The organism is Alteromonas sp. ASW11-130 (assembly GCF_026183735.1).
In the GTDB taxonomy this organism is placed as follows: Bacteria; Pseudomonadota; Gammaproteobacteria; order Enterobacterales; family Alteromonadaceae; genus Alteromonas.
Window position 1 is genome coordinate 39,365 of sequence record NZ_JAPFRE010000036.1, and the last position, 12,167, is coordinate 51,531.

The following is a 12,167-nucleotide window of genomic DNA, read 5'->3' on the forward strand; positions in this document are numbered from 1 at the left end:
TTCAGGTGCATCCCACATTTCATTCTTTACCGCCACCACATGCATTTCTCAACGCACCTAATTGAGTGACATTCCTTTTTCTAGACGCTGGCCACCCTTGGTTGCGAATCAATATTAATGTAAACCTCACTACAAAGGGTGCGCTTATTGCTTATATCATTGCGATTCAATGAGCAAAGTGAATGCAGTGAATTTCAGGTATGACATAAACGGCTTACGCGCCATCGCTGTAATTGCCGTAGTAATCTTCCATTTCGCCCCGTCTTTATTACCCGGCGGTTTTGCTGGCGTCGATGTGTTCTTTGTAATATCAGGCTTTTTAATGACCAGTATCATTTTTCGCGGAATGGAAAAAGATACATTCAGCTTGACCAAATTCTACATTGCCAGAGCAAACCGGATTATCCCTGCACTGGCATTACTGTGTGGTGTTGTAATGATTTTTGGTTGGTTCTATTTGTTGCCAACTGCCTACACTGCATTAGGTAAACACGCTGCTGGCAGCGTGACCTTTATATCGAATTTCATGTATTGGCTTGAATCGGGCTACTTCGATAGCGCTTCTCATTCAAAGTGGTTGTTGCATACTTGGTCTTTGGCGGTGGAATGGCAATTCTATATCCTTTACCCGCTTATTTTATTAGGGTTAAAGCCACTTGCATCTTTTGCACAGCTAAAACAAGTTATCATTCTGCTTACCGCGGCCTTCTTTGCATTCAGTGTCTATTCGTCTATCCATTGGCCTAATGCCTCCTATTTTTTACTTTCGGCAAGGGCATGGGAACTGACTATCGGGGGAGTGGCCGCCCTTTATAGTATGTCTTTGTCAAAGTCTTTTGCCCGATTAATCAATTTCACCGGTTTAGCGTTCATTGCCCTTGCGTATGTCATCATCGATAACAAAACACCCTGGCCCGGGTATGCAGCGTTGCTACCAGTGGGGGGGACGTTGATGGTGATACTGGCTAATGTGCAGTCTAACATGGTGACCAATAATAGTGTGTTTCAAGCGTTAGGTAGGTGGTCTTACTCAATCTACTTGTGGCACTGGCCGATTGCTGTCTTAGGATACCAATACGAAATAGCCTATTGGTGGGCGATAGGCATACCTTTATCCATTATTTTGGGCTGGCTTAGCTATCGATATGTAGAACAATTTAACTGGCCCTCCATCAGTCAATTAAAAAACGCCTGGAAAGCAAAACCGCTATGGATTGCCGCCTCTCTGTGTGCGGTGGGGCTAATAGTGTTGACACAAAATGGGCTAATGAACCGTTTTGACGAGACAACGGTTAACACCCTCAAAACGGCGAAACATAGCCCGTTCAGAGACCAATGTCATTTACATGAATACAAACCTCCCGCCAATTCAGCGTGTGATTATGTGGATAAAAACGCAAAGTGGGCGGTGTTAGGTGATAGTCATTCGGTGGAATTGTCCTATGCGCTGGCCAGACGCTTGAAGGAACGAAATGAGGGTTTACGTCAATATAGTTTTTCAGGTTGCCCGCCATCGTTGTTACAGGAAATAGGCATGAGTAAATGTACGCGCTGGTATCAGGAAGCATTTGAAGATATCCAGCAGGATGACAAGATTAAACACGTCGTTATTAGTCATCGATTTTCATGGACATTATTTGGCGACCATGCCGAGTCCTACCCCGATGTGCCGCCGCAAGAGAATATGGAGCGGGTTCAGCGCATTCTCGACTCACTGGACGCCGCTATTATCCAACTTGCCAAGAACAAGCAGAATGTTTATGTCATGCTGCCCGTACCAGAAATTCGTAGGGAATTGCGCACATTGATAACCCAGGCTCACGCCACTAACGCCGAAATTACCCAGGTCAAGGGCACGGATACCGATTACTATCAGCGCCGAAACAAAGTGATTTTAGCGCATTTTGAGCAAGCGAATTATCCAGCCAACGTCGCGTTTATTAATTCTCGTGATGCTTTTTGTAGCCGCGAAGACTGCTATGCAGTTGACGCTGGCAAATCTCTTTACTTAGATGATAACCACCCGTCAGTTCATGGGGCTTCTATTTTGGCTGATATGATAATGCAAACGCACTTTTCTACTTTAGCAGAGAATCAACCATAGCTCACTTTCTACAAATCCAATTAAAGCAAATCGGCGTTCTTGGGATATCGTTGAACCATCAATGTTATTTATATGACGAATGTAGATTCGTGACACTGGTATAGTGGTGAGCCTGAGATGAAATTACACCACCACTTTACCATTTTCTTTGCCTTCACCCCCTTTCTCTATAGGGACTTAAACTATTTGAGTGGTAGCGGGCTGCTTCCGCGATAATGCCAACCCTATGCCAGCCAGTAATAGTATAGCCAGCAGGCTTGGTTCATTAACTTGTGATGTAACGTATCCTCTCGTTATATCCCTATAAACGCTAATCATTCCACAATCGCGGCCTCCATCACGGTAGCAAAACCCTTCGAAGCTACATCCAGAACCTCCTGAAAAAATATACCCCGGCATGATATCAATCGCCCCGCCGGAATTGGTCACATTTTCAACAAGCCGTGCAGTAAAAGAAGGCTCATTCACTGCAAATATATCGCCAATAAATCCCAAAAAACTTTCATTCCCAGAGCTATCTGGATTTACCTGAGTATAAGCACTTCCATTAGAAGACATCACATCAATATTGCTAAATGTATTTAAATCAGCATTATATTGATAGGAACCTGATATAGAGGAACCATCGTTGAACTCAGCATTTAAGTACCACTTAATTACCGCGGAATGGGAGGACACGGAAAAGAATGTCATAGCGACAATAAATAAGAGGGCTACTTTATTTTTCAATATTTATGTACCAAGATGATTATTTAAGAGCATGTTGTTGTTAACGCCTCAGGCAACTATTGATCAATTGTTTTTTTCAATATATTCAAAGCCTTATTCAAAATTAAAGATACTCCGCTGAGGAAAGTGTAAATAATACTGAGATGTTATTTGGGGGCGTTCCTCAACGTATGGCAACTTCCCCCTCAATATTGCTAAATGTATTTTCTATCTTCGTTGTGTAGAACCTACTCATCGACCTATCCGCAACATTATTGGGAGTTATTTAAGCTGCTGATTATCTTGTGAAAAAATGAATTTCAGTGTTCAATCAAATTGGATCTATTCTTGCTCTTCAATTTCGTGATCAGGATAATATATGCGTACCGGAGTGAGTAGATGAAAAACGAGCTATCTATCAGTGTAGTGGTGATAGTTAAAACCAGAACGCAACAGCTTGTAAGGTTAATTAAGCAATTTGAAGAGAGTTCACTCCCCCCCAATGAATTGGTGGTAGTGTGGATGAGTTCTCCCTCCGATTTTTCATTGCTAAAGAGCGAGCATTTTCCCATTGTGCATAAATTTGAGTCTACGGGTGGGCTTGAAATAGCCCGTGCACGAAATAAAGGGCTTTCCGCTGCTACCAGTTCACATTGTCTCTATTTGAATGTTGAAAGCGTTATCTCCCCGTTATTACTTGAACAATTCGCGAAAACCTGGACAGAGCGTTGTGTGCTAACAACCAAAGTTTTTTGTGTGGAAAAAACGCTATTGGATTCTCCGTTTGCAGAAATTGAGGCGAATTACCACCGTGTAGGCTGTATCGGTGAACACAAAACGTTTAGCGTGAATAACAACCCTTCGATGTTCTTTATTGCCAAACGCGACGTCGATTCAATAGGTGGCTTTGACGAAAACTACAGCGGGTTTGGGATCAACGATGAGGATTTTTACCAAACCTGTTTGAAAGCGGGTTTAGTTATGGAAAAAGTGGATACCATCACATTTATTCCTAACCGAGAACACTACCAATGCCCGATTAACCACTTAGTCGATTTTGTCCGCAATGCGGAGCTATTCCATCAAAAGTGGGGGCACTACCCTTGCCGTGATGTGCTTTCCCGTTTCGCTGACCTAGGCTTGATTAATGATGATTTCCAGACATCAACGATTCATGTCTTACGTTTACCTACTGAGGAAGAACGTAGAGCCTATGAGTTTAGTACGTTGCTACCACCAGAAGTACATACATCAGATAATAACAAATCGGTTACTGATGCATCCATGAATAATGCGATTATTCACCATTAGTCACTGATTGATATATCTCAGGGTTCACATCTGCTCGCTATAATGTGAACCCTCATTGTGTAAGTATTCCGCGTGTAGATTGACTGGTTTCTCGAAGGCTACGTAGGCAAAACCCTACAACTTTCAAGCTGCTGAAAAGTTACAAAGCCCCGCCGAACGACAGAAAGAAGATGACAGCGAGGTAACGTGGCATTCATCTGCTAAACCATGTTGCTTCTTTGCTAATATTTCCTAATTAGCGAGTTGCGTCTTAGCGTTAAGCTGACCACATATTATTATGGATGAGTGTTATTCTGTACCGCCAGAGTAACCCGATTTGAAAAGATGAAGATTCTTCAATAACAAGGGAATAAGGCTAAGCGTCGCCGTCAGAATTGCAAGTACCGAGTCAATGGCTTGTCCGCTCGAATAAATCACAATACCGCCAAGAACAAACAGCACAGTGAACAGAGGTACTCGCAAGTATTGCCATACACTGGACTGGACTTGGCGAGTCCACTCTGAAAATACTTTTTCTGATTCGGCATGGAGAATGAATTTTTTAAAACTATCATTGACGAGGTGCCAGCCTTTGTCACGATAAATATATCCACGGCGTTCAAGATGTTCTATCAAATCATCTCGTTCAGGATTGATTTTTGCGCCATCAGCTAATTGATACAACGCCAGCTTTTCTCCTAATGTGCATAGCTCCCATTGTTTACGATAGAACGCCCCCGCTTGCGCCAGGAAAAATTCTACTACCTGTTCTGGTTCCCATTCCGCGGCCAAACGTGATTTATCTTCAGACGAACTCGGATCGATGTTATTAAAGCGGTAAAATTGCGCTTTCACTTTCTCCAATTCACGCCATCCACTGCCTTCAAAATTGACTACTTCACCAATGTCACGTGCGTTGAGAACCCCTTCTTTTTGGACATTATTCCAACCGTACACCTTTTCGAATTGAGCAAATAATTTTGACCAGCCAATTTGTTCATCGGTATCAATGTGTTCTTCGGAAGAAAGCGAATATTCATTCATCTTGATCAAGCGATAAACCGGTGCAGTGTCACTCAAAATATAAATATCTAACCAATTGAAGCTACACAATTGTCGCACTGCGTTGAGGACCTTTACTCGCTGAAGTTTGTTCATTGAAACTTCGTCGAACCCTTCAATAACGATGGCTGTAACCCTGGTTTTTTCCTCTTCCAACAGCGACATAGGAAGTAAAAATTTGTCTCCGCGTTCTTCAATACATTCTTGAACGTGAATAATGCGGTTGGCAAACCAGCGCTCACTTTGCGTAATGTGTTGCTTAATGTCTTCTCGGGAAAAGTTCATCAGTAATTTTCGCCGCCCCAATGCAGTATCTGACGGTGCCATGACAGTCTCTACTCTGGGGTGCTGCCCCATCTTAGAGCCCATAAATTGTTCGATGATATGTTCACCCAATAGACGTTGAATAACTAGCCGCTCGAAAGCGAGTAAAAACAGAAAGACCGCAATAGTCAGTACAAAAACCACCTCCCAAAAGAAGCTTTTTATTGCTGAAAAAAGGAATTTATCGGGCCGATAATGAAAATCAAATATTCCATTATTAGAAGGAGTTTGAACTTTGTTTAAAACATTATCATCCTCTTCTTTCTCTAGTTCCATTCTTGCCAGAAAACCAAGCCGCGCGCTAAACGGTTCGTCTAATTTTAGCGCGCTAAAAATGTGGTCGAATACTTCGTCAGTGAAACGCGTTGCTCCGCCAATTTGGGATGTATTTTCAACTTTAGTCGCAATAAGAAACTTAAATATATTGTCACCACATTGCTGAGGCCTGCCGGAGAGTTCTGCCGACGGAAAGCGCTCCTCAATAAGTTTTTTTACATCAAGGTTGTAATGCTGTTGCTGCGGATTCACTCCCACATTAGCAAGATAAGCACCTTGTTGCGTTCTCATGCTTTGTAGAGAATCATTCCAGGCATAAGATTCAAGCTCGGCATGCCGCTGAAGTAAGTAGCTGTTAGCACTATTGGTAACAAACGCTGCCAACCCAATGGCGACCACACACAGGGTGCCAAAACTGTAAAGTACATAGGAGAATGGATATCGCTTATGGTCACATTCTTTTGCTGGTAACGTCACGAAAGTCGGTGGCATGTGAACTTTACGAAGCGTTACTATTGCCATAATAAAGAAAGCCATCAGGAAAACGGAAAATGACAAGTAGTTAAGGTAGAAAGGCATTTGAAACTTATCAGGCGATAAAATAGCAACAAGTAAAGATACACCCGAAAATACAATGCATGCATAGGCTGGCGTTTTGTATTTAGCATACATGGAAGTATCTACTTCAAAACAGCGCTGTATTAACCTACAAACAAACGCCATAATAGCTAACCAGAAAGCAAACCGAAAAGACAGGTATTCCAGAAAGTTGATACTGAACAAAGACAAGAAACAGGTGACAATCATTATCCCTGCTAAGTAGGGATACATGTGCCGTTTTTGCTCGTCATAGTATAAAATTTCAGCCCAAAAACGCTGTTTTACAACGTACCGACCAAAGAGATAAAGCGGTGCAACAAAAAAGATAAAGATGATTGACGCCACGAAAATAAGCAGCATATTGTTTATATCGGCTTCATGTTCATCATAAAACACAACCAAATTCCAGGGTATATTTTGGTAGGTTTCTCCTCCGATTGGCCCTATAAGCATGGTGTATTTAGTGCCCTCATATTTGCTGCGCATTTTAATCGGCTTTCGGTTAATATCTGAAAACTCGGTTTGTAGCAAAATGTCTTTCACCCCGTCGGTTTCGACGAAAAAGTTTTCCGCCAAACTTTTATCGCTATTACTGTGATAAAGTACGTCACCGTTTCGGTTTATCACCGCATAGCCGAAATTACGAGGCAGTATCTGATGGGTCAGCGAGGTCATCAATGTATTGAATATAAGGATGTTTTTTCCAGTAGACCTGTCCTTAGATGAAGGAGGGGTGAACGACCCATGTTTATCCTTAAACAACGGTAGCGAAAACTGAGTTGACTTCATACCATCTTCGACATTTCGAATACTTTGGATATAAAACCCACTGGAGCAATCGCCATTCTTCATGTGCCAAACCTGGCAAGCGATAGCCGCTTTAAAGTACTCTCGATGAGACAAATCAAAACGCTTGTTGTAGATGCTGCTGCTGGTTAAAAAGACTAATGGGTATTGGGTAGAAATAAGGCCCTTTTCATTTAATACTGAAAAGCTTTCAATATAGGCTGGCTTAGGTTTATTAGTGGCAGGATATAACGCGTCGCGATTCATTAAACACGGAATAACGTGTTCCGATGCTTTACTGCCCTCTTCTATTAACTCAGCTTCCTCGTGTAGCGATTTAAAGGTTCTTTTATCTTTACCATCTAGGCACTCTATTAACGCTTCAAGCTCGCTTTGTTCCTCGGGCGTCGCTATTATAGCGCGCTGAAAACGTTTGGCCGTGTTTAAAAGCTGACCCACTTCACTATTAAAGTCTTGTTTAATTTCTGTATGAATGGCCTTCGCCTGTTTCGCCTTATCCTGCAAAAAATAGCTATAAAACAACTGATCATAAATACCGATAGTAATCATACCTACGGCAATCAAGAGCCCAAAACCCACTTGGCTGATATCGCGCGTTCTAAACCCGTAACGATTGTTAACAAACCTTATTTTTAAAAGCGGAATCAGAGCAATGAGAATGACAAACATAATCACCAGAATTCGGATCGAAGACGGCGAAACTGCTAAGCGATCCATATTGGCTTCTACAGCCGGAATAATGCCAATAACATACTTCCCCTCGTTAGCATTATCTGTCAGGATTTTTATTGGTTGGATATAAACTTGAAACAGGCTTCCTCTGATATCAGTAGTCAGCATTGAGCTAATTCCTGGCCCTTTGTTGTCTTCTTTCAAACAGTTAGCCAACTCTTCTTCCACGATACCCTTTTTATGCGCTAGCTTTGCTTTGCACAATAAAAAATCCAACGAGCTTACCGATATATCAGTTAAATCAACCTCGCTATTGGTATAATTTTTTCTCGCTAATATTTCGCCACTTTTTTTGGTAAAAAAGATTAGCGGAAATAAATTGAGTTTTTGGGGTAAAATATCCGCCGTTGGAAATTGAAATCTTTCTTTACATTCAGGGTAATTAAATTGGGTAAACCCATTTATATTGAACCTGAATTTCAATGGATCTTCTTTGGTATCAGCGCTTTTCTCCGCCTCTTTACTTTGTGGATTATCAGATTTATTAACACGCGAGGTGTCTATGAAACTTAATTTGCTAAAGCGTTCTGTTTTTTTAGCGCGGCTCAAAAAGTCAGTACACATTTTAGATTCTTGTGACATACGATCTTTTGTTAAAGAATAGGTATTTTGAATGGGGTTTTTATACAGCGCGGTAACTTGATCAAAAGTATTTTTTATTGAATTAGATACACGGTTTAACTCTCTAAAATGGAGTCTATTTTGATAATCTTTATTTTCGTTTACGTGGAAATAGTAAAAAGCAAAAAATACCCCCGCCGAAACCAACACGAGTGTGGTTAGTGTAATTATTGAAGAAACTCTTTTTTTGGCTGGAGTCATTTAGATATAAGTCCAATGACTTTTCACCAAAATATAGAATATTGCGTTTAAAACGCAAATCTAGCGATACGATTTAATTTAAATAGCAATAAAATTAATGTGCGAATTTATAAGGTCTTTTGTAATTAATGGCTATAGTGGTGCATGTGCTGTCTCTTTCAGGTTTGTACGGCTTAGGGGTATTCTATCCAACACTAAACAGCAGCTGTTTTGCATGTTGATATACGTTAAAATCGACGGCTGACATATCCCCCATGTTAATTACCTTCGAATTCAGGCCTTCACTAGATAAGAAGGGGATAATCATCTCTGCGGTCGGGCCGCCGACATCCAAAAACTCTCTTTTATTTATAGGTTTATTGAGAGATACCTGATATGCATAACCAATATCTACATTTCTTTAAGCCGCGCGCCTCTGCGGCACGGCTACCTGTACATGGGTGTACGAATATGATTATTTTAAAGACTCGCTAGAAAAGTTGATAGCTGACCCCCGTGCCATTTGGCTCAATACAATCCGGCAGTTACAATGCTTCTGTTAAAAAGGTACTCTGTTACTGATGCTAAAAAAATAACTCAAAATGAAAGTCGCACTAAGACAATACGTTTATAGTAGAAACGGTGTCCCTTTGGGCGCCAGTCATTCCATGCGCAATATGCTCACGCGCGCCCTAGGAGCTAACACTTTTGCTGAGTTTTGGCGCTATTGGAATCCCATCAGGGGGTACTAGCTAGCGCGTTTTGTAATGCGTCCTGCCAATAGGTTGTTACCGGCTGGATTAGCTATTGTGGCCACATTTGCCGTCAGCGGCGCATTGCGCGACTTGGCTGTCTCGGCATATCAACAAACATAACTATTCTTTTTCACACCGTGGTTTATGGTAATTGGCTCGTTTGTTGTGCTGACAGAAATTCTACAAATTAACTACGCGAATAAACCATGGGGGACTTGGGCAGTAGTGAATATGACTTTTATTGTAACCGCGTTTTGCCTGACCGAGTGGCTGTTAAAATAGCGCTTGCTATAAAAATCGACATGATTTTTTATGTGCGCAATTAGCCAATTTTACGCCACTAACGCAGCTACCACATCATTTGTGAAAATGAGGTGTTTTCATCCTGAGAAAACCTGCTCAGCTCAATAAAAAACGTAGTCCCCTTTTCTTTATCACTCTCGACCCAAGCTTTTCCCTTATGGGCTTTCGCTACCATTTTAACTAGATATAAACCCAGTCCCCAGCCGACTTTTTGTCTGTTGGCTTTATCTGCGTCACGGGCTAGATAGTTAAAAATTAACTCCTGCTGTTCCTTCTCTACAAACGAACCTTCGTTGTGAACACTTAATACGACACGTTCTTTGTTTCCTCTCATGCCTACTGTAATAGGCCCCTTTACTTTTCCGTATTTGATTGCATTAGAAATTAAATTTTCTACTGCACGCTGCACAGCAGTATGGTCGTAGATACCTTCCGCATTTTTTATTCGGCCATTAAATGAAATAGGGTTTTCATAAATCTCTCCAGCGTCTCGCACGGCCGTACGCACTTGTTTGATAATATCGGTGCATTCAAAGCGGAAGGTCATGCCACTTCCTGCTTTGACTTGCGCAGTGTCGAGTAAGTCCTGAATAAGAAATAGGCTGCGATTTAAGCTGCGCTTAAGCGCAGAGTAGACGCTTTCGGGTGGGAGAAGGCCTAATTCACCAACTTCTATGTAAGATAACGAAACGGAAATAGGATTACGCAGATCATGTGCGATTATGCCTGTGAGTTTATCTTGGACCTCTTGGATAGAGTCCATAAAGTGCTGACCTGCCTCCTTACTGCTTGCTTCTACGAACCGGTCAATGATTTCTAATGAGGTAAAGCACAAGATATTATTTTCCAGCAGTCTATTACGTAGTACCTGTCGAAGTAATGAATATTCGTGAATAACTTGACGTAAGTCATAGCGATTAACTGATGCTCTGGAACGGCCATGTTCATGACTATATTTTGCATTGAAATTCATACCGACAAATTCTTGCTCGGATTGCGGTCCCTCATAGTTATGCAGGGTATTAATGAGATTATCCATAAAGTAGGGCAAATAATTTCTTACGACCAGATCCGGCGTTTGTGATGCGGCATGCACCTTCTCATTCGCAATTTTCTCCCATTCGGAAAAAATGGCTTCTTTATTGGCCTTCAAATAGGCTGAGCATTCTTTTGTTTTCATTCCCTACCCCTGATACATCTTACGCAGACCTATTCTGCGCTACCTTTGGGTTAATTCAGTTGTATGTTCCATTAGATTCGCGTCAAGTATCCCGTTACACCACCAACCTCATATAGTTAAACTATATTACTCTTTAACTTATTCTTACTTATCTTTTTCCATAAGCTAACACGCCGCTATGTTGTAGACAGAGTGCGCGATAAAGTCTCAGCCCCGTAGCTGTTATGCACTATTTTTTGACTATTCACTGCCTAAAGTGATGGGCTAAATGCTGATTAGTTTGGTGTGCGGGCAACGAAACTAGCATACATACAGATAAAAATACGAACCAAAACCTTTGACGGTTTTCTGCTTAATGTTTACCGAAACGTGTAGTACTTTTATAGTACGTAAGAGAATTAAATCCACCGAAATCTACCGTCAGAACCTATTTTGGTTAGGTTCGCGCCACCAGCAAGTCACTATTTATGTCAGGTAAATTCACCTCTATTGACTGACTTTTAAACGGCGTAGTCGTAAGTGCAATCCTTTGGGAAATAAATTTATGCCTGTTACCATGGATAAATGTTCGAACCTTCATTTGTTATTATGACGTTTTCTATACCAGCCAATTCTGTTCAAACCGAAATCGAAATAAAGAAAAGCAGATTTATTACTCGAGTTGGATTCGTGTCTTCTCGAACAGCAGCGATGGCTATGCTACAGCAGGCCAAAGTGGATTATCCGGATGCACGCCATCATTGTTGGGCTTACGTGATCGGTGCGCCAGATTCACCAAAAACCGCGGCTATGTCAGATGACGGTGAACCCAGTGGTACGGCGGGAAAACCAATATTGAATGTACTGCAACACAAGCAAATCGGTAATATTATGTTGATAGTGATACGCTATTTCGGCGGTATTAAGCTAGGCGCTGGCGGCTTAGTCAGAGCCTATTCTGCTGCTGCACAAACAGGAATAGACGAGCTTGAAATTAAGCGTGAAGTTCCTATGTGTGAATTCACCGTAACAACCGATTTTGCGAATGAACAATATATTCGCCACTGGCTTACGCAAAATAAAGGTCTGATCAGCAAAGTGGAATATTCCGATACGGTGTCCTTAGCCCTTACGTTACCATTGACTAAGAAAGACGAATTTGTGACTTTACTCGGTCCTATAAGTAACACTTTTCAACAAACCAAACAGGGTCAACAGTCGTAACAGCACTGAAACCACTTTTTTT

At 41.6% G+C, this 12,167-nt stretch carries 6 protein-coding genes; 3 read left to right on the plus strand and 3 right to left on the minus strand.

Annotated elements, in window-relative coordinates; translation table 11 throughout:
* The first annotated feature begins 169 nt into the window (after nt 1-169).
* Nucleotides 170-2,104 (plus strand): acyltransferase family protein, encoded by a 1,935-nt coding sequence (locus OPS28_RS13075; RefSeq protein WP_265609912.1) that lies wholly within the window; start codon nt 170-172, stop codon nt 2,102-2,104.
* A 177-nt stretch (nt 2,105-2,281) separates the two neighbouring features.
* Here OPS28_RS13075 and OPS28_RS13080 read toward each other — a convergent pair whose 3' ends face one another.
* Nucleotides 2,282-2,833: a hypothetical protein gene (locus OPS28_RS13080; RefSeq protein WP_265609913.1), complete on the minus strand. Its 552-nt coding sequence runs from the start codon at nt 2,831-2,833 to the stop codon at nt 2,282-2,284.
* Nucleotides 2,834-3,211: 378 nt separating this feature from the next.
* Between OPS28_RS13080 and OPS28_RS13085 the strand changes: the two genes are divergently transcribed.
* Entirely contained in the window at nt 3,212-4,123 is a 912-nt protein-coding gene (locus tag OPS28_RS13085) for a glycosyltransferase family 2 protein (RefSeq protein ID WP_265609914.1), read from the plus strand.
* Between the two features lie 288 nt (nt 4,124-4,411).
* Here the strand turns inward: OPS28_RS13085 and OPS28_RS13090 are convergent, their stop codons facing one another.
* Together OPS28_RS13090 and OPS28_RS13095 are read right to left on the minus strand one after the other, a co-directional pair.
* Nucleotides 4,412-8,725, minus strand: coding sequence for a hypothetical protein (locus OPS28_RS13090; RefSeq protein ID WP_265609915.1), 4,314 nt, complete (start codon nt 8,723-8,725; stop codon nt 4,412-4,414).
* A gap of 1,083 nt (nt 8,726-9,808) precedes the next feature.
* The gene (locus tag OPS28_RS13095) at nt 9,809-10,942 is read right to left on the minus strand and encodes a sensor histidine kinase (RefSeq protein WP_265609916.1); all 1,134 of its coding nucleotides are present in this window, start codon (nt 10,940-10,942) and stop codon (nt 9,809-9,811) included.
* A 588-nt stretch (nt 10,943-11,530) separates the two neighbouring features.
* Here OPS28_RS13095 and OPS28_RS13100 point away from each other — a divergent pair.
* Nucleotides 11,531-12,145 carry a YigZ family protein gene (locus OPS28_RS13100; protein WP_265609938.1) on the plus strand — a complete coding sequence of 205 codons (615 nt, stop codon included), beginning with the start codon at nt 11,531-11,533 and terminating at the stop codon, nt 12,143-12,145.
* Nucleotides 12,146-12,167 lie beyond the last annotated feature (22 nt).

Excerpts from the sequence above, each read along its gene's own strand:
- OPS28_RS13090 (WP_265609915.1), bottom strand. The coding sequence starts at position 8,725 with ATGACTCCAGCCAAAAAAAGAGTTTCTTCAATAATTACACTAACCACA.
- OPS28_RS13085 (WP_265609914.1), top strand. The coding sequence starts at position 3,212 with ATGAAAAACGAGCTATCTATCAGTGTAGTGGTGATAGTTAAAACCAGA.
- OPS28_RS13075 (WP_265609912.1), top strand. The coding sequence starts at position 170 with ATGAGCAAAGTGAATGCAGTGAATTTCAGGTATGACATAAACGGCTTA.
- OPS28_RS13100 (WP_265609938.1), top strand. The coding sequence starts at position 11,531 with ATGACGTTTTCTATACCAGCCAATTCTGTTCAAACCGAAATCGAAATA.
- OPS28_RS13095 (WP_265609916.1), bottom strand. The coding sequence starts at position 10,942 with ATGAAAACAAAAGAATGCTCAGCCTATTTGAAGGCCAATAAAGAAGCC.